General features: G+C 36.7%; 28 protein-coding genes. 23 read left to right on the forward strand and 5 right to left on the reverse strand.

Features of this window, described 5'->3' with window-relative positions; all coding sequences use genetic code 11:
• The first annotated feature begins 206 nt into the window (after window positions 1-206).
• The 9 genes from H2672_RS15870 (at window position 207) to H2672_RS15910 (ending at window position 7,448) form a co-directional block, all read left to right on the forward strand.
• Window positions 207-914: a hypothetical protein gene (locus tag H2672_RS15870; protein ID WP_186672977.1), complete on the forward strand. Its 708-nt coding sequence runs from the start codon at window positions 207-209 to the stop codon at window positions 912-914.
• A gap of 23 nt (window positions 915-937) precedes the next feature.
• Entirely contained in the window at window positions 938-2,266 is a 1,329-nt protein-coding gene (locus tag H2672_RS15875) for a relaxase/mobilization nuclease domain-containing protein (protein WP_186672979.1), read from the forward strand.
• A gap of 64 nt (window positions 2,267-2,330) precedes the next feature.
• The gene (locus H2672_RS19430) at window positions 2,331-2,618 is read left to right on the forward strand and encodes a hypothetical protein (RefSeq protein ID WP_222439428.1); all 288 of its coding nucleotides are present in this window, start codon (window positions 2,331-2,333) and stop codon (window positions 2,616-2,618) included.
• Between the two features lie 457 nt (window positions 2,619-3,075).
• Window positions 3,076-4,278: a ParM/StbA family protein gene (locus H2672_RS15885; protein ID WP_186672981.1), complete on the forward strand. Its 1,203-nt coding sequence runs from the start codon at window positions 3,076-3,078 to the stop codon at window positions 4,276-4,278.
• Between the two features lie 22 nt (window positions 4,279-4,300).
• Window positions 4,301-4,747: a hypothetical protein gene (locus H2672_RS15890; RefSeq protein ID WP_186672983.1), complete on the forward strand. Its 447-nt coding sequence runs from the start codon at window positions 4,301-4,303 to the stop codon at window positions 4,745-4,747.
• A 479-nt stretch (window positions 4,748-5,226) separates the two neighbouring features.
• Complete coding sequence (locus tag H2672_RS15895) at window positions 5,227-5,409, forward strand: hypothetical protein (RefSeq protein ID WP_186672985.1); 183 nt, start codon at window positions 5,227-5,229, stop codon at window positions 5,407-5,409.
• 679 nt (window positions 5,410-6,088) lie between these two features.
• Window positions 6,089-6,526, forward strand: coding sequence for a RadC family protein (radC, locus tag H2672_RS15900; protein ID WP_186672987.1), 438 nt, complete (start codon window positions 6,089-6,091; stop codon window positions 6,524-6,526).
• 129 nt (window positions 6,527-6,655) lie between these two features.
• Window positions 6,656-7,168: a hypothetical protein gene (locus H2672_RS15905; RefSeq protein WP_186672989.1), complete on the forward strand. Its 513-nt coding sequence runs from the start codon at window positions 6,656-6,658 to the stop codon at window positions 7,166-7,168.
• A 61-nt stretch (window positions 7,169-7,229) separates the two neighbouring features.
• Entirely contained in the window at window positions 7,230-7,448 is a 219-nt protein-coding gene (locus H2672_RS15910; RefSeq protein ID WP_186672991.1) for a hypothetical protein, read from the forward strand.
• A 134-nt stretch (window positions 7,449-7,582) separates the two neighbouring features.
• On the opposite strand, the gene H2672_RS15915 is transcribed toward H2672_RS15910, so the two are convergent.
• Window positions 7,583-7,834, reverse strand: a complete 252-nt coding sequence (locus H2672_RS15915) for a hypothetical protein (RefSeq protein WP_186672993.1) — start codon at window positions 7,832-7,834, stop codon at window positions 7,583-7,585.
• The gene (locus tag H2672_RS15920) at window positions 7,831-8,685 is read right to left on the reverse strand and encodes a ParM/StbA family protein (RefSeq protein ID WP_186672994.1); all 855 of its coding nucleotides are present in this window, start codon (window positions 8,683-8,685) and stop codon (window positions 7,831-7,833) included. The genes H2672_RS15915 and H2672_RS15920 overlap by 4 nt, the downstream gene beginning before the upstream one ends.
• 383 nt (window positions 8,686-9,068) lie before the next feature.
• On the opposite strand from H2672_RS15920, the gene H2672_RS15925 reads away from it, so the two are divergent.
• The 5 genes from H2672_RS15925 (at window position 9,069) to H2672_RS15945 (ending at window position 12,269) form a co-directional block, all read left to right on the forward strand.
• On the forward strand, window positions 9,069-9,698 hold the full coding sequence (locus tag H2672_RS15925) for a hypothetical protein (RefSeq protein ID WP_186672995.1): 630 nt from the start codon (window positions 9,069-9,071) through the stop codon (window positions 9,696-9,698).
• An 821-nt stretch (window positions 9,699-10,519) separates the two neighbouring features.
• Window positions 10,520-10,798: a hypothetical protein gene (locus H2672_RS15930; protein WP_186672996.1), complete on the forward strand. Its 279-nt coding sequence runs from the start codon at window positions 10,520-10,522 to the stop codon at window positions 10,796-10,798.
• Between the two features lie 97 nt (window positions 10,799-10,895).
• Window positions 10,896-11,159, forward strand: coding sequence for a hypothetical protein (locus H2672_RS15935; protein WP_186672998.1), 264 nt, complete (start codon window positions 10,896-10,898; stop codon window positions 11,157-11,159).
• A gap of 94 nt (window positions 11,160-11,253) precedes the next feature.
• Window positions 11,254-12,078, forward strand: coding sequence for an ArdC family protein (locus tag H2672_RS15940; RefSeq protein WP_186673000.1), 825 nt, complete (start codon window positions 11,254-11,256; stop codon window positions 12,076-12,078).
• A 23-nt stretch (window positions 12,079-12,101) separates the two neighbouring features.
• A complete protein-coding gene (locus tag H2672_RS15945; protein ID WP_186673002.1) occupies window positions 12,102-12,269 on the forward strand; it encodes a hypothetical protein in 168 nt (55 codons plus the stop codon).
• A 213-nt stretch (window positions 12,270-12,482) separates the two neighbouring features.
• Here the strand turns inward: H2672_RS15945 and H2672_RS15950 are convergent, their stop codons facing one another.
• Window positions 12,483-12,683, reverse strand: coding sequence for a hypothetical protein (locus H2672_RS15950; protein WP_186673004.1), 201 nt, complete (start codon window positions 12,681-12,683; stop codon window positions 12,483-12,485).
• A gap of 218 nt (window positions 12,684-12,901) precedes the next feature.
• Between H2672_RS15950 and H2672_RS15955 the strand changes: the two genes are divergently transcribed.
• Both H2672_RS15955 and H2672_RS15960 read left to right on the forward strand, forming a co-directional pair.
• Window positions 12,902-13,495 (forward strand): hypothetical protein, encoded by a 594-nt coding sequence (locus H2672_RS15955; RefSeq protein WP_186673006.1) that lies wholly within the window; start codon window positions 12,902-12,904, stop codon window positions 13,493-13,495.
• Between the two features lie 725 nt (window positions 13,496-14,220).
• Complete coding sequence (locus H2672_RS15960; protein WP_186673008.1) at window positions 14,221-14,622, forward strand: hypothetical protein; 402 nt, start codon at window positions 14,221-14,223, stop codon at window positions 14,620-14,622.
• Between the two features lie 217 nt (window positions 14,623-14,839).
• On the opposite strand, the gene H2672_RS15965 is transcribed toward H2672_RS15960, so the two are convergent.
• Both H2672_RS15965 and H2672_RS15970 read right to left on the reverse strand, forming a co-directional pair.
• On the reverse strand, window positions 14,840-15,457 hold the full coding sequence (locus H2672_RS15965; protein WP_186673010.1) for a hypothetical protein: 618 nt from the start codon (window positions 15,455-15,457) through the stop codon (window positions 14,840-14,842).
• Between the two features lie 261 nt (window positions 15,458-15,718).
• Window positions 15,719-16,396, reverse strand: a complete 678-nt coding sequence (locus tag H2672_RS15970) for a hypothetical protein (RefSeq protein WP_186673012.1) — start codon at window positions 16,394-16,396, stop codon at window positions 15,719-15,721.
• Between the two features lie 649 nt (window positions 16,397-17,045).
• On the opposite strand from H2672_RS15970, the gene H2672_RS15975 reads away from it, so the two are divergent.
• The 7 genes from H2672_RS15975 to ltrA all read left to right on the forward strand — a co-directional run bounded on the left by H2672_RS15975 (window position 17,046) and on the right by ltrA (window position 23,341).
• Window positions 17,046-17,195 carry a hypothetical protein gene (locus H2672_RS15975; RefSeq protein ID WP_186673014.1) on the forward strand — a complete coding sequence of 50 codons (150 nt, stop codon included), beginning with the start codon at window positions 17,046-17,048 and terminating at the stop codon, window positions 17,193-17,195.
• A gap of 331 nt (window positions 17,196-17,526) precedes the next feature.
• Complete coding sequence (locus H2672_RS15980) at window positions 17,527-18,096, forward strand: site-specific integrase (protein ID WP_186673017.1); 570 nt, start codon at window positions 17,527-17,529, stop codon at window positions 18,094-18,096.
• Between the two features lie 156 nt (window positions 18,097-18,252).
• Window positions 18,253-18,918, forward strand: a complete 666-nt coding sequence (locus tag H2672_RS15985; RefSeq protein WP_186673019.1) for a Fic family protein — start codon at window positions 18,253-18,255, stop codon at window positions 18,916-18,918.
• A 309-nt stretch (window positions 18,919-19,227) separates the two neighbouring features.
• Complete coding sequence (locus tag H2672_RS15990; RefSeq protein ID WP_186673021.1) at window positions 19,228-19,404, forward strand: hypothetical protein; 177 nt, start codon at window positions 19,228-19,230, stop codon at window positions 19,402-19,404.
• A gap of 401 nt (window positions 19,405-19,805) precedes the next feature.
• Window positions 19,806-20,225, forward strand: a complete 420-nt coding sequence (locus H2672_RS15995; RefSeq protein ID WP_370569682.1) for a hypothetical protein — start codon at window positions 19,806-19,808, stop codon at window positions 20,223-20,225.
• A gap of 30 nt (window positions 20,226-20,255) precedes the next feature.
• A complete protein-coding gene (locus H2672_RS16000) occupies window positions 20,256-21,314 on the forward strand; it encodes a type II toxin-antitoxin system antitoxin SocA domain-containing protein (protein WP_186673025.1) in 1,059 nt (352 codons plus the stop codon).
• Between the two features lie 710 nt (window positions 21,315-22,024).
• Window positions 22,025-23,341: a group II intron reverse transcriptase/maturase gene (gene ltrA / locus H2672_RS16005; protein ID WP_186673026.1), complete on the forward strand. Its 1,317-nt coding sequence runs from the start codon at window positions 22,025-22,027 to the stop codon at window positions 23,339-23,341.
• Window positions 23,342-23,513: the final 172 nt, after the last annotated feature.

A 23,513-nucleotide genomic window follows, 5' to 3' on the forward strand; every position in this document is an offset into this window, starting at 1 on the left:
TAATTGATATATTTAAGAAAGAGGAATATAGTAATTTGACGGAGGGCAAGCTACGGGTGTGTGATCACACACCCCAAAAACGCTGTTTTTGACTAGGTAGGATTCTCCTACAACCTATACAAATTTTTGATGCTAATTTTTTCAAAATTAGTATCAATATTTGTTGTCGCTACGCTCGAATTTATTAAAAAAAAGGTGGTATTATTATGGCTAGAATTAAAACATATATGAAAATATCCTTATCATTTGATGATAAGGAATTTATAAAAAATAAAGCAGAGGAATTAGGTTACAAAAGTGTTTCTGCATTCCTTTTAGAAAGCGCAAGAAATCATTTTCGTTTAGACATGGACATGAGTACTTATAGAAAATTAGCAAGCGAGGTAAACTACATTGGGAAAAATATTAATAGCTTAGTACGTAAAGTGAATTCAGCTGGTTTTTATTCCGATAATGACATAGATTTTTTAAAGACAAACCAAAAAATTATTATTGATTTAATGAAAAAAGAATATGATCGCTTACTCGATTTGAAAAGAAACTTTACAAGTGAAAATTTGAACCTAGAAGAGAAAGAAAATTTGATAAAAGCATTGGAAGATAATGAAATTCAAGTTCCTAAAAAGGTAGTTCTTGAAGCGATATATGAACAAATAAAAGACGACTTTATTTATATTGGTGAAGCAGTTGAAAGTTCCCCTGAACAAGATAAGGACGTTGCAGAATATTTTTGGCAATACTTATATGGGGAAACTCTATTTAATTTAGAAGAAAAACAATTAATTAAATTTGCTGATTCAATATTTTTATATGCTCAAAAGTTAAAAATGAAGTTGCTTAAGTTGGATAATATTTTTGATAATGATGATTGGTTTAGTTTGAAAGATATACTAGATGAATATGAAGTTTACTAAGTGGAAGAATGGGGTTGTTTGCATTGTCTATTGTGAAGATCCAAAAGGTTAAGGATTTGAAAGCGGTAGTAAATTATAGCCTTCAAGAACACAAAACTAATAGTGAATTAATAACTTCCTTTGAGTGCGATGTTCATATGATAAAAGAGGATTTTGAAATGCTACTATTGGAATACAATGACAAGAGTAAGACTGACAGGGATATAACGGCTAGAATGATTATTCAATCCTTCGACAGCGCAGATTATTTAACGCCCGAACAAGCGCATAAATACGGAATTGAGCTGGCTGATAATTATTTTAAAGGAAAGCACCAATACGCAGTAATTACTCATACTGATACGGATAATCTTCACAACCATATTATTTTTAACTCTATTAGTTTTGTTGACTTAAAAATGTTTGAAACAACAAGACAACATTCGCTTTATGATTTGAGAAGAGAAAATGATAAAGTATCAGAAGAACATGGATTAACAATTATCGAGAAAGAAGGTAAGAAAGATAAATATTTAACCTTTAATGAGTATGTTTCTAGGGCTAAAAAAACATCTTTTAAAGGGAAGCTTGAAGATGTTATTGACGAAAATATTAAGAGTGCCGATTCATTTGAAGATTTTTTAGAACGGATGAAACAACAAGGGCATGAAGCTAAACAAGGGAAACATTTATCCTTTAAAAATCCGAAATCGAACAAGTTTATGAGGACGAAAACTTTAGGTATGAATTACTTTGAATCCTCAATCAAATATAGAATACAAAATAAAGATTTTGTTCCAGTGAAACGAAACATGATTGATAAAAATTGGATTGATAAATCACAAGAAAAGTTTAAAAATAACAAGGGGCTTCAAAAGTGGGCTACTAAACAAAATATTAATTACTTAAACGAAATAAGTAACAAGCTATATAAAAAGGATATAACGCTAGAAGAGTTAAATGAAGTTGAAATTATAAATGAAAATTTGGTAGACAACTTTGAAAAGCAGCTAACTTTAATTGACGATGAATTGTTTAAATTAGATAAAATGAAAGACTGTTATCCCATTTATGAAAACAGTCATTCTTTAATCAAAGCTTATAAAGAATCTGATGATAAATCTAAATTCAAACAAGAAAATTATCATCAATTTAAGCAGTATGATACTGCTAAACGTAATATTAATTATTTAAAAAAACAGTATGAAATTAATGATGAACCGGGCCTTCATTATAAGATGTCGTTAATGTCAGATGAAAGAAACTTACTGTATGGAAGTCTTGGAAAAGAAAGCGTAAAAGAACAAGAATTGGACCGACAAGAACAGGCTAGAAGACAAAAGAAGAAAAAAGAACGCGAAAATGAATTGTAAAAGTAATGTGGAAGAGTGGTATGATATGGTATGTTTTTAATGACAGGGGGTGAGGTATATAGATGTGTGGAACCATATTATGACTGCTCATGAAGCAAGCATAATGTTGGGTAAAAATTCGAAGTATATTTATTTTCTTTGGAAAAGGGAGTCAGACATGCTGCTGGCAGGCAGTGTCCAACTGAAAGGGAATACACTCCTTATTACACGAGAAGGTTATGAGCATTTGAAACCGCTAACAAAAAAAGAGAGCGACCTCGCAATTAATCAAGCTAATCGCAAGGTCTATTATGAAGTGGTACAAGCACTTCGGAACTCTCCGATGTACATTATAACTAAAAAAGTAGGATAATATAAGAAGTAAAAAATGACAATCCCTTTTTAGTTCCCTGTATTTTTAAATACGCACTTATACTTGCAAGTGTATTTTTGTATGTAAGCGCACTTATAACGTAAAATAAAAAAGATCAGCTAGGAGATAATTTCACCTAGCTGATCTTTTTTGAAATGAAAAAGCAAAAAGCTTGCAATAAACTTGTGTAAAACCAACTCTACACCATTTTAGTATGCTGTATAGGTATGATTCTTTTTTGGAATTTAAATGCTTGCAAATTGCTTTATTCGAGACGTTTAAAAATGATGATAGCGCTTTTGAGTGTTGAATTGCTTGCAAATTGCTTTTTATAAGCGGGTAAAATAGACTCTTTTGCAATCGTTTATATAGTTACTTGCAAAATGCTTGCAAATTGCCTTACTACATGTTATGATTAGGTTAATAAAAAAAGCAAAAGAAAAGGGAGTTTTGAGAAATGACAAAAAACCAAGAGGTTTACACAACGATTTTAGCAAATGACATTGGCAATGACAAAATGAAGATTCGGGAAACAGAAAGCCCTGAACTCGGAGTTATTAAAATTGAATCAGCTTACCGTAAATTAACAATGGTTCCTGAAATCCAAGAATTAGACTTGAAAAAAAACGTTGTTAATTTACTAGATAATCTTGTCGTGAATATCACAAGTAGTTCTATTGAGCGAAGTGGTTTGTATTCCATTGGCAAGAAAGCTACTGACACAAGTAAAGCTAATCTTTACAATATGGATATTGAAACAGGGAAAAAGCATGAAGAGGATTTTATGTTAATAGGTACGCTTGGTTTTGTTGCAGCACGTACAATTCAGAAAGAGTTTGAATTAAGTGGAGAAGTAAGAGAATCGCTAACAACCTCTGTTTATATGAGTACAGCGATTCCAGCAAGTCAACATAATGCAATTAGTGCAAGAGCGTTAGAGGAACGATTTACAAAACCAACACATATTGTAATTGTTTTTTTAGGCGAGAAACAAATTACCATAAACATTTCATTCAAAAAAGTAAAGGTGATGAAAGAAGGTGTACCAGCTTTGTATGCCATCCTTGAAGGTGATGAAGAAATGTTTGAAGAGTTTAATGTAGAAAATAGTTCAGAGTGGAACGGGTCGGATTTTGCAGACAAGAAAATAATGCACGCTGATATTGGATCGGGTACAACCGAATATGTTTTCACAAATGGTGTGAATCCTGTTTCGGATCGTTGTACTGGGGAACGTCAAGGCATGGGACATGCAATTGCTGAAGCGATTAAATTGATGGAAAAGAAACGCGAGGGGTTAAGTATTAACAGGCAACAGTTCAGCAAGTACATTGAACGCCCCGATGAGTTCCCGAAGGACAGTGAGGTGGCAAAGAACCTTCTAAGCGATACTAGAGTAGAGCAAGCTGATAACATTTTTAAAAGTATTACTAACAAAAATAAAAATATTATGTCCAATGAAACAGAGGTTTTCGCAGTATATGGTGGTGGTAGTATCGAGTTTAAAGAAGAAATGTATGAGAAATTGAAAGAATACGCTAAAAAAGAAAATGCAAAAGTATTATGGATTCCTAAAGGAAATGCAGTAACAATGAATGCAGACGGTTTAAATAATTTAAATATAAACTTGTTCTATGCGGAAGAATTAAAAGCAATTTAAAAGAAAGTGAGCGTGATTACACATGGAAGAGAAAGATAAAAAAAAGGCGATAAACTGTCGCTTTTCACTTGATGAATCAGATGAATTTTTCGAGTGGTTAAACAATCAATCGAATATGACAATAGCAATTAGGAATCTTGTATATCACGCTATCGACCTTTACGGGACAAACGATTTTATTGCACCTGATACACAAAAGGAAGTCATGAGAAATACTTTCATGTTTGAAGCTACTAAAAATCAACAAGCAATGCCGATCAATCCATTTACAATAGAAAATAATGAACAGGCTTCTACTTTGGAATCAATTCCAGCACATGAAAATGCCGAACAACAAACACAATCAACTGCTGATTTAACAATAGAAATCCTTAAAACAAAGGAAGAACCAAAGGAAGAACCAAAGGAAGAACCGAAGAAAGAACCGAAGAAAGGGATTTATGCAGGAGTAGACGAAGGTAAATTGTAAGATGAAAAACTAATACCGGGTGACACCGCATTTATGAGGTATCGAACCTCATAAATGCGACCATAGAAATTACTAATTCTTAGTAATTTCTATGGTTTGTAATAAAATGCAAGCATTTCATTACAATAAGTCCTTATTTTTTTCGTGGATCGACCACTCAAAAAATATTATTGTCCTCTGGCCCAGTTTATTCTTCTTTGTGTCGCTTAATTGTACTAGCTCCGTTCGTAACTTAGTCAAGGGCTGCGGAAATCAAAAAAAATGGGCAAATCCAAGTAGGCTAAGGGGGAGTAAGAAAGCGCGAAAAAACGCTTCCTAACTCCCCCTAAGTCATTGGGATTTGCCCATTTTTAACGCCAACATCGAAAAGCCCCGATGTTGGCTATGATTTTCTTGCAAGTTGGCTAAAGGGCAGCCAACCCTTGACACGTTCTCACTTCGTAGTGTGTAGCTTTCACACAACGAAAGGAGGGTTCGATATGATAAAAGAAATTATAGTAACAATGATTTTAATTCTTGCTGGCGTAGTTCCAACTATCCAACTATATAAATTCACTAAAAGTGATTTCATGCAATCAATTATCATTGTTGGATATGGCGTTTTCTGTGTAGCAATGCTGTTGTATCTAATGGCTAACTTCATCATTTTAGAACTTAGTTAATAGTGAAAAGGGGAAGAGGTAGCTCTTTCCCTTTTTATATTCTAATTAAATGAATCCGGATTTATGAGGTATCGAACCTCATAAATCCGACCATAGAAATTACTAATTCTTAGTAATTCCTATGGTGATAAATAAAATGCACAGCATTTCATTTATCTAAACACTTATTTTTTTCGTGGTTCGACCACTCAAAAAATATATAAGACACCGCATTTATGAGGTATCGAACCTCATAAATGCGACCATAGAAATTCCTAATTCTTAGGAATTCTATGGTGATAAATAAAATGCACAGCATTTCATTTATCTAACCGCTTATTTTTTTCGTGGTTCGACCACTCAAAAAATACTGTGGGTATTATTCTTCTTTGTGTCGCTTAATTGTATCCGCTCCGTTCGCCACTTAGTCAAGGGCTGCGAAAATCAAAAAAAATGGGCAAATCCAAGTAGGCTAAGGGGGAGTAAGAAAGCGCGAAAAAACGCTTCCTAACTCCCCCTAAGTCATTGGGATTTGCCCATTTTTAACGCCAACATCGAATAGCCCCGATGTTGGCTATGATTTTCTTGCGAGTTGGCTAAAGACCAGCCAACCCTTGACACGTACTCACTTCGTGATTGGTTGCTCTCACACAAACGAAGAAATCTCTTCCTTGTGAAAAAAACATTGGAGGTTTTACCTATGGAAAAAGTATATGAAATCGTTAGTATCAAGCAAGTTGTGAGAGAGTGTGATTTTGCAATCACTACAGTAAGAAGCCCCGAGGATGCAGCTCATGCCATTCAGAAAGAGATCTCTGACGAGGACAGAGAGATATTCTTAGTATTATGCCTTAATACGAAAAACGAAGTAGTGGCAATCCACAGGGCTTCGGTCGGTTCAATCAATTCTGCGATAGTTCACCCGAGGGAGATTTTCAAAGCTGCGATTCTGAACAACTCAGCTTCCATAATTTGCGCGCATAACCATCCGAGCCAGAACCCAACGCCTAGTCCGGAAGACCTAGAGGTGACTAAGAGATTAGTATCAGCAGGCGAGATTCTAGGAATCGAGGTGCTGGATCACATCATAGTGGGAGGTATGAAACATGTCAGCTTGAAAGACAAAGGCTACATGTAAAACCTAAAAAGGGGGTAAAGAAATCCCCCTTTTATTTTTTCTGAAAATTCTTTTTGTACACGTGTTAACAAACTTAACATTGTGTGGTATGATGTTGTTAAGTTACTTAACAGAAGGGGGTTATATTAGATGAAAAATTCAACAAGAAAAGTTATCGAATCGTTGCCAGTATTGCAAAGTCACTTGATAAATGAGGGCAGTGTTAAATTTAAATCCGAAGAAATTGAAGGATTAAACCAGATTGAAAAAACCTTTCTGCAGTTAGTTAATTTTTTTGAAGAACCCGAGGAAAATAAATTTCAACTTCAAGAGCTTTACAAAAATTTAAGTGATGATTGGCTTGTATTAGCTTTAGATTCAATAAATGTATTTTTCGAGAAAGACACTTATTTAATACAAAATAAAAAGGCCCATTCATTAACCGGGGACGGTGAAAATTATTTAAATCAAAAACAATTTGTCGATTTTTTAAATGAAAAAGGACAAAATTACAGTGAAGCTAAATTGAGTGTTTACATCCAAAGAGACAAAATGCCTTTGCCCGACTTAGTTATATCAGATACTAAATACTGGTTAAAAGATACGTGCGAAAAATTTGCAGATAAACTAGAAACACCAAAACAAAAAGGGGGAGAAAGTTAATTAGGAAGGGAATATTCTATTGATGGTCTTCGTGCAAGAGTTAGAAGGGGGTAAATATTGAGTGGTAAAAGACAACTTCTATCGTTCGATGAGTGACAATCAATTGCAAGCTACTTACAGGCATATTTCATGGAACTTGGAGGAAGACCCTTCAGATGGTATGGAAAAAGAATTGGAACGGGTTCAGGGTGTTGCAGAAGAGCGTGGTGTGAAATTAGGAAACAATTTTGATTCTGTAAAAGGCTTTATTGAATTTGAATTAGAAAAAAATAATAAATAAAGCCGTAATAATGCTTCATGAATTGCCGATTTCAAAACGAACAACTTTAATGAATCAAAACTAAAACCACCAACTACCCTAAAATCAGGGAAGATTGGTGGTTTTTTTATATCTCGAAGACATTGGACCATTGTTTATATGAAACCTTTTGCGGCTTTCTTATTCTCATCCACATCTACAGGCTCTACATATTCAACTGCTTCTGCAAATCTCTCAACTACTATACTTTTCGATGTCTGGCGTTCTCGCTCCTGTACAATTAGCCGTTTGATAAACAGACTAGGAGCGCCATGCTCTGGCTTTGTTGCCCACTCCCATAAATCTTTCTCGAATTCATCCAACATGCTAAAACTCGACTGGATCACTTCACGTTTCTTTTCGATCATCCAAAATTCAACTTCGCAAGCTCGTAAAATCCAACCGCATTTGAATAAGTAGGGGCGACCACTTGAACCCCTTTTTCGTTTTGAAGTAGAGGTTGTATAGTTTTAGCATTGGGATAGTGTTCCCGAATGAAAGGTAGAATTTCGTTTGCCACTCCACCGCAAATTAGCACATTGTCTGTCCGTTGCCAATTCATGCGAGTAGTCTCCCGAATAATACCTCTTGCGACTGAATCTATTCCGCGATTAACTGTCTCCATCCCAAAATTGAAGGTATCGCTTGCTGTATTAACGGTTTTTTTTTGAATTATGGTAGCCGCATTTATTGTGCCACTTCCTATGTCTAATATCCTGAATTTACCATTCTGTGCTACGCTCCAAAATGCTCCACAACCCTCTGCGGCAACTCCTACGTCTTGAATATACACATATTGTTTCTTTCCATTGACGGTAAATTCATGCCCACCTTGTAGCATTCCAGATATCTTTAGTTTCTCTTTATCATTATGTGAGGTGATAGGTTGACCTGTCACTATAGAGACCTCCTCCGTACTAGGAGAGTGTTTGTTGATGTATCTATATAAAGCAAGGAGAACCCTTATCTTAGTGTCCTTGTGAGCCTTAGAATCTCCGTACATACCGGAACCACCGAATACATCCTCGTAGACTGCGATTGAACCTGCATAGCCTTTTCTGCTGTCGATCTCAAACTCCATATCATCTTCTCCAAACGATTCTACAAAGTCCCTCTGAAACCAATCGCATATAGCTGTGCGGTAAGAGTCCACCCCGAATGCCCCTGCAACCTTGGCCATGTAATTACCCGCATCAATTCCTAAAATCAGCTTGCTCAACTGTTCCCCTCCATTTTTGGTATTACGAGTGTATTACCATTCTGTTTTTCGACCATACTTGGTAATACAACGGAAATACATGATATGGGAGGAGGAGGGGATTCATGCATCAGATTACTTTTTCTTTTTGCTTCCTAACTTTTTGAATGGGAAATTATACTTTTTTCCACTGTCAATTATCCTTTTTGCAAGATCGGCAGCTTCTTCTTTGGTCATTTTCGTATCATTACTCATTTTACATCTTTCCTTTCGGGCTTTTCACTCACTATTAACCATTCTACAAACATCTATACATAGCACTCCCCCACCGTTACATATAGTGGGATAAAGCCACGCCAGTAAGTCAACGACGCGGGTCTAATCATCTAAATGGAGGGGTATATTTGAAAAGGGAAGAGGGAAGAAGGATGCGTTCGGATAAGAAATGGAGTGTCCAGCCGATGGTTTCCAAGGAATTGAAGGATTGCATCCACCGTCTCTCCTACATCACGGATGAGCCAATCAAAAATGTGATGGAAGAAATATGTGTATACGGGATTAGAAGTAAGAAAGTCAATAGCCACCTCTCAACAAATTTTATACGGTCAGTGCGAATTGATAACACGTTATATATTGGCGATAGTAACCGCACGCCAGTTAATAGGAGGACAGCTAGAGGTCAATCAAATAGAATTTCAACCAGAGTTAGCGGACAAATGCATGACACGCTCAAGGTGCTTGCTTATGCTTTAGATTGTTCAACCGCCAAGGCTTGTGCCCTCCTGCTTCACGCGACTATTCAAGATACGGAATTCATGGAGGAATTCGTGTGGGGCTATTTGAAACGACATGTCACGGATGACCGTATGAATGAATTGAAAAAGGTATTGAAATACATCAATGAAAACAATCCGTATATCGAAGAAATATCATGGGGATCATTCCTGGCTTTTCTAATAGATGAAATAAAAGATAGCACCGAAAAAATAAGCGAAACCGTTGAAACGTTCGTCGTGAATCATTGGAGGAAATGAGAACCTTTAGACTGCATTATCTGCACAACTCCCTTTATGGGGTAATTTATAGTTTTGAATCTGAGTAAAAAACCGACCAGGAGTACTAGTCGGTTTTTTTTGCTGTTTTAAGTTGGAAATCGTGCCTGTAGGGGCTTTTTTAAGGCTCTTTCAAACTCTTTTAGGTACAATCCCCCGTTAATTCTTTTAATCTCCTTTAAGGATCTAAGTTCCAGTAATTTTTAAAGATTTAAGGTCAACTTCTGTTGCTGGGGTTGCCAAAGGTCTACTAAGAGGTTGTAAGTGAGAAAGGCCCTCACTAACAACCTCTAAGTATCTCGCTTGTATCTAAAAAGCCCGATAACAACAACTCGTAAAAGATGGCCACTTTCAAAGTGCGTGAAAGTAGCCATCTTATAACGGTTTGTAAGTTCCTGTCCTTTTCTTAACGATCCAACGACAACAAAGATCAAGTGACTAAGTTCAAGTGCCTAAATTCCAGACCTATTCCCACTTGTCTACTGGTAGCCCCCTTTTGTTATGGTTCATTTTTAGTGTACTAAGCCGTTTGCTTAAATGTGATTATAGACTGGCTGCTCAAAAATAAAAGGGTAAAATGCTACTCCTTACAGTCGCCCTTTCATTTTTGAACAGCCAGTCTAAGCCCGAATCACAGCAAACGACTAAGTACACTGAAAAAAATGAACCATAAACAACAAAAGGTGAGAACCAGTATGCCGAGTGTGAATATGGAATTTAGTAAACCTTTCCAGCACCACCTAAGTTCCTAAAAAAAATGAGTTGGAAAACAAAAAAACAAGAAAAAAAGGAGATAAAAAACAATGAAAAACCAAAAAGATTATAGAGCATGTTCATCTTGTAATAAATTCATGGTGATAGGATATACAAATGAAAATTTAGGCACTTATTATTGCACGAAAAAATGTTTAGACAGTTCCGTTTCAAAGAAAGAACAGAATGAAGAATTTGAAAATGAAAGTTTATATCATACCGATTGGGTAGACGACACCACTGTTTTTTCATATTCGATAATCAATATATATCTTTGGAAGATGCTGAGTTTATTCAAAAAGAGTTTGGAAATCCAAGTAATAAAATAAAAGTTCTAGATTACGATTTTTCAAGACCTGTCTTTACAATTGAAAATAATCAACAGATTGAATTAGAAATTTAACTAAAAAAAGGGGAGTGGAAAAAATGAAATTATATTCAGAAGAAGAAAGAAACGAAATGGTTCTTTTAGTAAAGTGCGAAGGTAATTGGTCGAAATATACGCAACCGAAATACGAAACTTATACTTACGCATTTGCGAATGAGGGTTCTGGGGCGAGTGATTCAACGTTTGGGAGTGCGAGTTATTTCAGAAGATGGTTAAAAAATGAGTTGGAAAAAAATCCGGCAATTGAAAAAGGCATTACAGCTGAAGGATATAAAATTTTAAACGATACAAAAATAAAATAAGCCGACTGCTACTGACATAGCAACCGACTAGGGCAAAGATTTGAGAGCCTTTGCCCCTCAATTCTAACATACATAATCGAGAGGATGAGGGAAAATGAGCAAAAATATTTATGAAATGGTAACGGAAAGAATAATAGAAAACCTTGAAAATGGTGTGATACCGTGGAGAATGCCTTTTCATCAGGGAATGGCAGTGAACTGGAATACAGGTAAACCATACAGAGGGATAAACGCAATACTCCTTGAATCAGGAGAGTACGCCACATTCAAACAAATCAAAGATGCAGGTGGGAAAGTAAAAAAAGGTGAAAAATCTCAAATGGTCGCCTTTTGGAAGATGCTGGAAATCAAAGACGGTGAATCCGAAAAAGATAAAACAATTCCCTTGATGCGCTTTTACAATGTCTTTGAAATAAATAAACAAGTCGAGGGCTTGGAATCGAAACGCGAAATAATTTCAGAGCAGCACGACCCAATAGAAGAATGCGAAAAAATTATTGAAGATTATATATTGAAGCCCGAAGTTAAATATAAATCAGGAAGAGCTTTCTACAGTCCTTCAATGGACTATGTGAGCGTGCCACCTCTTAAAGACTATAAAAGTGCGGAAGAATACTACGGAGTGCTCTTTCACGAGATACTACATTCTACCGGGCATGTAAGTCGCTTGAGGCGAGAAGGTGTACAGATTGGAAATGTATCATTTGGCAGTGAAACATATTCAAAAGAGGAATTAATAGCGGAAATTGGAAGCGCCATGCTTTGTACAATTACAAAAATTGACCATGTCACTATAGACAATAGCGCAAGTTATATTGATGGATGGTTGCGGAAGTTGAAAAGTGATAAAAAATTCATTATCCAAGCTTCAGCAAATGCTCAAAAAGCAGTTGACTATATCCAAGGCACAACATTGTAAACATACAAAGGAGATGTTATAAAATGCCAGTATTCAATTTTAAAGTAAAAGACGATTTTTTCCCACAAGTATTTGAAGGCGAAATTGAAGCAGACACAAAAGAAAAAGCATTAGATGAAATTTCAGATTGGTACGCTATGGAATTAGGAACAGTAAGTGAAGCATTAGATATAAAAATAGAAACAGAATAAAATATTATCCAAGCTTCAGCAAATGCACAAAAAACAAGATCCAGCGCCCCCCGAAGGGGGGCGTAAATAAAAGTACTTCAATAAATTTCATATACAAGTATACTTGCAAGTTCTAATGTTAATAAAATCATAGAGTCTGGCACCATTTTTGATGATATATCTGCCTATGATGAAAATGGTGAGATTTTATACCCCTAAGAAATCTATGTATTATCATTTCACAGTTGATCCTCGTTCATATAAGTAAGTTAATGAGATTCCTTTTTTAGTAGCTACTTGTTTAATTAGATTTATTTCGTGATACATAGCATTAGACAAAATTCCGTCCTCTATGTTTTTGTTTATATGGTAATAAAACCCTGCCATTATTTCTATTGGTAATCTATCATACATAGAAACTCCTTTATCCTCCATTACAATACCTACCCTTTTAAAAGAAGTATACAGTCTATTCGGACTATTACAAGGTGTAATAATTCTAGAAGTTATAACTTATGTACAGACATGGAAAAACTATTCGGTTTTGAAACATAAGACGTAGGATAGGAGCACCATCAAAAACTACGCATTTTTATTAAGATGTTTAGAGAACATTCACCTTCTTTGATGTATTATGTCAGAGGGGTGATTTTTTGAAGGGTTTTAAACAAGATGTTGATAAAGCGATGCCATACATTATGCTAATATCGGTTTTATTGATGAATATTTTACTCATTGCAGGACTAGTGAAAATGTTTTTTGGTTGGGATTCGACGATACTTGCAGGAGTGATTGCTTTTTGGGGTGCTGTATTAGGTGGAACGATTACGTTGATGGGTGTAAATAAAACTATCAATGAAAATAGAAAAGGTGAAAGAGTAAAAGAAATTAAAACCGATTTGAAGTCAGTCGACGATTTGAACGACAAACTGTACAGGCTTTTCAGCAGTCTTTATCCGGATAAATTGATACCCGAACAGGAACTGAATAACTTGAAACTTTTAAGAAACAAAGTAAGTTCATTAGCTAATTCGCCAGAAGTATTTGTTTTAGGGGATAATGTTAATAAAAAAATATTCGACTTAGGCAAGCTGATTACCGAATATGAATTGGCAGTAATGGTCATGAGAGATATTGAAGAAAACCCCATTGATGAGATTAGATTCGAAATCGTCAGTTGTTTTAGCGTTATTGAAAAAAGAAGAGAGGAATTACGAGAAGAGTATAAACAACTACAAGCACTTTAAACGGTGCTTTTTGCGCTTATTTTAAGCGTTATTTTGCACAACCAAATTTAAAACCCAACTCACAGCTTGGATAAGCGCTTTTATTGTTTAGAAAAGGCTTACTTTGAAGTGCAATTTACCGATTAAAGTGGCAGCATCCTGTATCCGGTGTTTGTCAACCCCTGTGTCACTCATATTTTCATTGTCACCCTTACACTGAATAATCGTAAAGTTATACTTTAGTAGAGGAACTGAGATATTTTATAAATGGGTTTTAAGAGATATGAATTGGTTAAGACAATACGGGAATGTCCTAACTTATAAAAAAGGATTCACATGCTAATTATGGATAAATTCGAATGAACCCCCCATGACTTTTCGGGAGGGTTTTTCATCTACTCACCGTTGAGGTCAATCTGCATAACTATTCAGTTAGATATGCCAGACGTTTACCAGAAAGCCCGTTGATTCTACAATGTATATTTCGTGCATAAAGAAAGTGAAGGGCCATAGGAAGGTAACTGAGGTGTTGGAAGGGGGTGCCTGTCTGGATCAACTGCCGAGAATCGGTGTTATGTTAACCTCGTGTGCATGCCGTATGCAAGGTCGTTCAGCGATCGAATCGAGTTTCTTGTTCAACTAACGGGACAGGTTAGTTCAAAAAGAATTATATAAAAAATATTGAAAATTGAAACTTTGTATTTGTTGACCCGTATAAAAGGAAACAGATATAAGGAGGTATTTAGATGAAACGTTTTATGTATTATTTTGTTTGGGTTTTTTTTATTGGTTTCATCTGTTATTTAGGTAGCCTATATTATATGAGTTTAAAATCCATTGCCCAAACAACGTTTGATAACAAATTATTCTTAATTTACAGTCTCGTTTTTCCAGTCATTATTGGGATGCTATTAAAGCTACCTGTATTGGTCAAGGACATTCAGCAACAGAAAAAATGGACATTCGATTGGGTGAAATTGTTAGCAATTGGTGCCCCAACTTTTTTTATCGTAACTTCTCCCATTTGGATTTATACCTCATTTGGTGAACATTTTTCGGATTATTTAAGAATAACAATTAGTACTCCATTCGCGACAGCAGCAGGAATAGTACTTGGATACTGCTTGTTAGATATTCTGAAAAAGTAAAACACTAATAATAACCAGTCAGGACTGTGTTGATGAAGCGGGTTGCATTGGAGACTCTTCTTCTTCAACTAACGGGTAGCTTTAGTTAAAAATCGGCTGCCTTTACAGGGCAGCTTTTTCTTATTGAGTAATGGAGTTAACTACTTCCGTGAACTGGCGTTATGTTAACCTGGTGTGTATAGAGGATGCAAGCTCGTCCAGCGATCGAATCGATGTTTTAGGGATTGGATGTAAAGATATTTTCCAATTCTCTAACCTTGTTCCCGTCCATCAAATGTGACACGCCAAAAGTTTCCCCTTCGCCATTCTTGTTGATGGCAACGTCAAGGTCATTCAATAGTTGCTTCATATATTCAAATGATTTTTCAGTATTTTTGGGAACGGGCTTCCAGTTCTTCACGTGGTCAAGGTTGGTCTTTTCCTTTCCCGTATTTTCGATATGTGCGGTTCGTACAAATTGGTTATGATTTATTCCCGCAGCTAAAAGCCGCAAGTTCGAGAAATCTTCATCAAAGCCAACTTCTGTGTGGTGAACAGATTGGGACATACTTTCGATTGCTTCTTGCGCTTTTATGTAATAAACAAATCCGATGTCGTTCCCCGCTTCATCGAATCGTTCTTCGGGTGGTCGATTAAATTCCGCCAACGTTTCAGCAACCCATTCTTTCGTTTGCGGCAAAAATTCGGGAAGTTCATTTCCCGCTACTTCTTCCAGTTCAACCTCTGCCGTTTCCTTAACTTTTGAATTCCCTTCAGGATTTATTTCATCCTTCCCACATGCCACCAACAATCCGCAAACCAAAACACCGACCATTCCAACTTTGTTTAGTTTCAAGAATCATTACCCCCTTACAATTTTACCCAAACCTTACCATTCGTATTTTGAAAGGTCAATATAATAAGCGATTAAATAACAAGAGTGAATTCACACCCCGTTGCTATGTCCATGGCCTATACAAACTCGTTCAGCCATCGAATACCTTCTTCAACTAACCGGCCAGTATAGTCAATCTTACCAATAAAGTATCAATACAGAACTTTCCCTATTAAAATTTAGGTGATGTGAGAGGCCGGGAGTTAATCCCCCCCTCCTACTCTATTTCGCGTTTAAAAATGGTTCAATTTCAGTAACCTTTGCGCCGTTCAATAGATGAGTCATGCCAAACGTTTCGCCTACCCCGCTATGATTGAATGCAACGTCAAGGTCGTTCACCAACTGACTGAAGTATTCGAACGCTTGCCGCATATTATCGTCGCTCGGTTTCCATTGATCGTAAAGTGACGTGTCTTCCTTCGCTCGCCCGTACGAGTCTAAATGCGACGTGCGGGAAAATTGAAGAAGCGATATGCGACCCTCAAGCCCAATCAAATTATGAAATTCTTTTTCTAAATTTGTGTCCCCTAAGAAGATCGGTGTTCGGTTCGGGTATGAGTCCATGACTTTTTGTGCTTTCAAGTAATATTCGAACCCTTCGTCATTGTTCGCTTCTTTCAATCGAGGGTCGTCCAACGGTGCGGAAAGCATTGCATTCATTTCCGAAAGCCACACGCCGATTTCCTTGTCGTACACTATAGCTACAGGTTCGGTCGATCCCTTTGAAACTTCGTCAACCTTTATAGTTACAGGTTCGGTCGATTCCTTTGAAACTTCGTCAACCTTTATACTCTTTATTTCGTCACCGCTTGGCTTCGCATCTCCCGTGTATGCACGTACCCCCACGATTGCAACACCAATCACAAGAACAATAGAACCTATTAATAATTTGGATTTCATGTGATTCCCCCCCATTCTAATTTATACAAAGTATACCATTAATGTGTAATAATGCGGATGCGATGTGCAATACTGGCTGGTTTTTAAACGCTTGCCCGATACAGCAAGATATTGCTTCAGTTGATTTGTATTCAGCAATTCCATTTTACATCATTAAAATAACCAATTAGTAGCAAAGACTGTAACTTGGGGGGATAAGGACTCCGGAATGTATTTGTTGATGATAGTGTAAGACAGTTTCGTTTCCAACACGTCATGGGCAGGTTCGGATAAGTCTAGATGAATGTGATACACGGTCTCTATTTCAATCTGCTCATCCTTTTTGAGACAGCCTCGTTTGAGGTTTTTTTTATAATAGACCCACGCACTTATGTCATAAAATAAATATATTATTTTCAGAAAAGTTAATCATAATATGATATTATGGTATTGATTAGGAGGGTATTATGAAGAAAATACTTTTAATTCTGCCTATTTCACTTTTTCTTATATGTTTAGCTGCGTGTAACGAGAAGGGGGAAATTGGAGAGCTAGTTATGTAATAACTGAGTCTAACCTTTCACATACTATCTTTTACATCGGTAATGAGAAAGTTCCTGAAACGATAGATTATACTATTTCCCATAACTACCGAGGTAGAAACTTAGCTGTGAAAAACTATCCCCTAAATAAAGATGGCTTAATTGAATCAACAAAGCCAGATTCTACCGAAGATTCATTACATCAAGTGGATGAAAGTATTGCCTTAAAGATAAGTTGGGAAGGTAAAGAAGAAGTACTTAATTTAAAGCGTAAATAGACTTACACAGAATTGAATGGATTTACAGTATTTGTTCTTAAATCTATGACATCAGAAAATAGAAAAGCCTCGCACTATTTTCTGGATTTTTTATGCATAACTTTAAAATTGAAAGCGGCCAATCTAACACAATGGAAATATGTTAGATTCACAAAAACAGCTTCATCCCTTGATGCAAAAGGGATGAAGCTGTTTTTTATCCGTGCATTTTTTTCGTTGCGCATTTGAATCTAACTTAATGCGTGTTACAATTAACTTAAGTTATATTGGGGTTTGTACGTTAAAATGCGTGAGGAGGTGTATCCCTTTTGCGTAATGGGATACTGAACATATGAAATTCGTTGAACCGATACGGGATCTTAACAAGATTAGCAGCATGAAAAAAATCCTTTTCGCACAAAGTGAAAGGAATTATCTCTTATTTACGCTTGGCATCAATTCTCCTTATCGCATTTCGGACTTAATTAGGGTGCAATTTAAGCATGTATTAGATTCCAAAAAAAGCGTGCGTTCGCACTTGATCATGATTGAACAAAAGACAGGGAAGGAAAACAAGGTGGCTCTTTCTAAAGGGGTCAAAAAAGCGATTGAAGCGTATGCTGATCAGTATTATGAGGGGGATCCGGAAGCCTATTTATTCAGGAGCCGGAAAGGGACGAATCAAGCAATTAGTCGGGTCCAGGCCTGGACCATTATGAGTGATGCAGCGAACGAGTTAGGTCTCGAAAACATCGGGACGCATTCCCTTCGAAAAACGTTCGGCTACCATCAGATAAAGAGAGGGACCAATATTACGCTCTTGATGAAGATGTTTAACCATAGTTCCGAGAGTGTTACATTACGGTATATAGGCATCACACAGGACGATATGGATGCAGCTGTTCAAGCCCTGGACCTTTAAGGCCATCCATCAGAATGCTTCTTAACGCGTCCACTGTATACTAACAATAAGGTCTGTTGAAAATGATAGGTTCAGGGAGTTTTATTCGAAGTAGATTGTTTCCCTTCAGTAAAATGAAGGTGTTTAAAAATGTAGCGTTAAGATGGAGGGATAATAATGACTATTACCAATAAGTACAACCTTAATGAACGTGAATCGAAGTTTTTATTAAAGAAAAGTGTTATTGGCCTGATCCATTCAGCTTCACGTTTAGAAAAGGTGAACACAACCTTTCCGCAAACAAAAACAATTGTAGAAGGGATGAGTGTAAGTGGGATTAGCATGGATGATGTACAGATTATTCTCAATCTCAAAAACGCGTATCAATATGTATTGAAACTGCCTAGTGATACGACATTTAATCTGACGACAGCTTGTAAAATAAACAGTTTTATATCCTATAATGAATCACTGGAATGGGGCGTTTTACGCACAGGGAATGTAGGAATACATGGGGTTGACTATACACCTACAATTCCAATTGAATCAGAAGTAGTCTCTACACTTAATAGAATTAGGGGTAGCGAGGGCTCACTCACATACAAAGCCTTGAAGTATATGTATTATGCCATGCGAACACAACTATTTTGGGATGGCAATAAACGTACAGCAATTGTCTCTGCAAACGCAATTATGATGTTAAATGGCTTAGGGATCGTTAATATCAGCGAACAGCAATTAGAGCATTGGAATCAATTGTTATCAGAGTTCTACGAAACGAATAATGATGAAAAAATCATTCAGTGGACATATGATAATTGCGTTCATGGAATTGATTATTGAAATGCTGTGAAATTCTAACATATTAAGTAATTTTATTGTCATTTAGGGACTATGGCTACTACATGACCAAGGGAAAAGAGACGTAAAATCTTGCAAAGAATTGGCTGCCCGTAAATGACTTCCTGGAACAGGCATTAGTATAGATTATATAAGCTTGTTCGGCGATCAAATCGCTGTTTTTACAATTTGATTTCATGTAGCTAATCCTTTTCCTTCTTTCACTAACTTGGGCAGGTTAGTGAAAGAAGGGAGTAGAGGTTTTATGTCGTATTTGACCTATAATGCGAAGTAACGAAAGGGGAGCAGAAAATGACTGAAAGACTAAGTGATGAAGAGACATTTAAACATTTTCCAATATTAAAACCATTTGCTGATGTTTTGCATGAAATGGCACAAAAAGAAATTATTTGTTTAATTTGCGGTAAATCAAAAGCCAAAAATGAATGCTTATGTACAGATGAAGAAAATATAGACGAGCAATTTTAACGTCACGGTACGACCATAATGTGAAATAGTAGAGTAGGTGCTTGTTCAATTAACGGGTACTTTAGTTGAAGTTAGCTGCCTATCATGGCAGCTTTTTTTTTGAGTAATACAGCTAAATACTGCCGTGAATTGGTGTTATGTTAACTAGAAATGCATATCGTATACATTTTATATTACTTATGGGTCTGTACCGTTTCATAGTGAACATATAACGGAATACGATATTTCTCAAAGATAGTTAGTAGAGATCACGAAAAAATGAAACAGTTTTTTCTATTATTTTGATCTGTTTTCATGTTAAATATTCATAAATTATGATAAAGTGTTATTAATGGATAACGAAAGGTGTTATCCTTGAATAAGATACCGTATGACTGAGAACACTAATCTTAATATTGGATGTGGTTTTATTGGCAGCATTCAACGAAGCTACACAGGCCCAAGTTGAAGACGTTTTAAAGAAGATTGTTGATTGTATTCATCGGGGAAATGACCATTTTATCTTTTTAGCACAAAGAGATAAGAACGAAGCTACTTTGTTGGAATTAGGATTTAGAGCAGCAGATATAAGGCGCATTGTTGAAGAAGAACTAACATATGAAGATTATTACAGAGGACCCAATCAAAATGGGAGCAGTAATGTTCCTCCACGATTGCTAAATAGTGATATGTGGGAATTTGGAAAAGTTGTTACTGGAAATGAAACGATGGAAGTTTATATTAAGTTCAGTTTTATTGAAGACAATGATGGCCCTTTTACCTGTTGTGTTTCTTTTCATAAACCAGATCGCACAATCACATACCCCCTCGAGGCATCATGAGTGGGGTATGAAAAACAGGAGGAAAAAGATATGACGTTACAATTAAAATTCTGTGTTCATTGTTTTGAACGAACTCCGGTTGAACATAAATTTGTTACAGATAAAGTTGAATTGCATGGCGAAACTATCACATATGAAGCTGAACGTTATGAGTGTACAAAATGTGGACAGTACACAGATAACGACGAATTAACAGATCGAAACTATAGTACAATTTATCGTAAATATCAGGAAAAGAAAGATATGTTAAAAGCAGAAGATTTTCGTTATGTTCGTAACGAACTTTATCAGGTTAGTACGCGCGTAATGGCTAAATTAATTGGATGGAGCCCAGCTACTATCTCTCGATATGAAAATGGAAGTTTACAGACGAAAAAACATGATACTCATTTTAAAACATATTTAGATCCACGCGCGATGAAACGAGCATTTGATAATTATCGTGATGAACTTGAAGAGAAACCTAAAGGAGCACTTGAAGAAAGGTTATCTTTCTTATTAGATACAGTAAAATCGAGTGAGTTATTAAAGGGATTAGATGATAGGCTTACTTTGTTAAATATAGAAGATAGAGATGATGAATCGCACATGACTTCTACAGAATCAGTAGAGAAGTTTTTTATTATAAAAGGGCAAGAATTTAATGACGAAGATGAAGACGATTTAAGAGTTTCTCCTTTAAAGCTTCAGAAATTAATGTATTTTTCTCAGGGATGGAGCCATGCTTTCACTGGACACGATTTATTTGAAGATAATTTCCAAGCATGGCAACATGGTCCCGTAATTCCTGATTTGTACCATCGGTATAAATCGTATGGTTCGAAAAGAATTGATAAAGATTTTGGTGTATCGATTCATGATTTAGGTTTAACATCTGATCAGTTGAGTATATTGCATTGGATATGGGATAAATATAGTAAATTTGAAGCGAAATTTTTAGAGAACTTAACACATATAGAGTATCCTTGGCGAAAAACGCGTGCAGATTTGCCTGATGATGCGAGTTGCGATTGGGTAATTGAAAAAGATGATATTCATCATTTCTTTGATTCAATGTATCGAACATTAAAATTGCTACAGAGAAATTAATCTAAAGTTTATGTAGTCTGTGATAAATAAAAAGCCTTTGGAATCAATAGTTCCAAAGGCTTTTGTGCGCTTGGCAGCGCTTTTCTCTAACGGGTGAAAGTCCCTAACATGCCGTAGTGGCGGAAATGTATAGCTGACTGGTAGTGCAGGTATCGCGAGGTTCTGTGCGGAGGACCAGAAGGCAAAACCCGGAACAGATAGCATAAACCATGTTGGCTGGCAGGATAGGATAACCTTGCAAAAGATGGGGACGTCCAAAACCACAATTATATCCTGTTAGTTAGGAGGACTGGTTTCGGGGGAAAGAGAATTGACGTGACCCAAGGAGGTCTCATCATCTCCACCCTAGGTGGTAAGAATCGTTCAAACCCGTAATGGACAAGAAGGGTTCGACGGAAGGTGAGAAGTCAGAGCAGGGGATAGTAGTGAATAAGCTTACCAGAAAAGCTATAAAGGTAAGTGATTTGTCATCTGATTGGCAAGACAAGCATTGACCCAAAAGGCAGTGACTTGATGCGAAGCCCGACTGTCCATACAAGAAAAACAAGTGCACTTGTAAGCTCTCCATGTACTAAACAGAAGCCGACGAGGCAGATAGCCGTAGAATCGGGACCGAATAGAAAGTAGGTTGTTTAGGGGCGAGTACTACTTCAAAGACTGGTCAGTGCAAACTATTCAACCAGTCGAAGGATTAGGAAGGTAACGGATACATGAAAGAATTAACAGGAAAGCAAAGTTTACGTGTAGGGGAAGTATCCACCAAGAAACGCAAATGGTACAGTCTGATTGATAAAGTCTGGGCGTACTCCAATCTGGAACAAGCCTTCTATGATGTGAAGAAAAATAGAGGGGCGCACGGTGTGGATAGCGTTACGATTAAAGAGTATGAACTCGAACTGGAACACAACTTAAGAGTGCTCCAACAATCTCTTCGAGATAAAACATACCGTGCAAAACCAGTGAGGAGAGTCTACATTCCAAAGACAGACGGAACACAGCGTCCACTAGGAATTCCTACGGTAGGTGACCGCGTGCTTCAAGCGGCGGTCAAACGGAAATTGGAACCTATCTTTGAGGAAAAGTTTCTACCGTGCAGTTTTGGATTTCGACCAAATCGTAGTGCTCATATGGCAATCGAGAAAATCCGTAAGGATTTATTGGATGGCTATACATTTGTGATTGACGCAGATATCAAAACCTATTTTGATTCCATACCACACGAGAAACTGATGGTACTCATTCGGGAAGAGATGGTTGACAGCAGTGTCCTAGCTCTGCTTGAGCAATTCCTAACATCGGGTGTTCTAGACAATGGTCTGGTCTATGAAAGTCATAGCGGTAGTCCTCAAGGAGGCGTGATTAGTCCGCTACTGGCTAATATTTATCTTCATCCATTAGACGAAATGATGTCTGAGCGTGGACATCGGATTACCCGCTATGCGGATGATTTTGTCATCTGTTGTAAATCACAAAAGGGTGCCGAAAGAGTTCTGAAATCAGTGAAGAAGCTACTCGAAGGAGAATTGGGACTGGTTGTTCATCCGACGAAAACCACAATTGTGGATAATTTATCTGAACCCTTCACATTTCTTGGCTATACGTTCAAAGGCGGTTACTTCCATACGCCATCAGAAAAAGCCATCAAGAAGTTTAAGGAAAAGGTAAAAGTAATCACAAGAAAGAACCAAACGGTAGACTTGGGTGAACTTATCAAACATCGCCTCAATCCTGTAATAAGGGGCTGGGGTAGATACTTTGGAATAGGATTCTGTAAAAGCTTATTCAAGCTTTTGGATTCGTGGATTAGGCGAAGATTACGGATGGTGCAATTACGAAGTTGGCGGAAAATAAAAAAGCTCCATAAGGAGCTCAGACGAAAAGACTGGAAAGGAGAACTTCCTGGTTTAAGAATGACTAAATGGAGAAGTTCTCTTTCCACACCTGTTCATGTCGCAATTCCCATTGAGAAATTTAGGGAACTACGCCTAGTTTTCTTACTGGATATTTATCAAGACCTACATCCCTAGAAGGGATAAATATGGAGGAGCCGTATGCGATGACCCGCACGTACGGATCTGTGAGAGGCGCATGAATATATTCATGCGCCTACTCTATTATTTCCGATAACTGGTGTTATGTTAACCTGGGGTGTATAGAGAATACAAACCCGTTCAGCGATCGAATCGAGTTACTTATTGA

Source organism: Sporosarcina sp. BP05, assembly GCF_014282005.1.
GTDB lineage: Bacteria > Bacillota > Bacilli > Bacillales_A > Planococcaceae > Sporosarcina.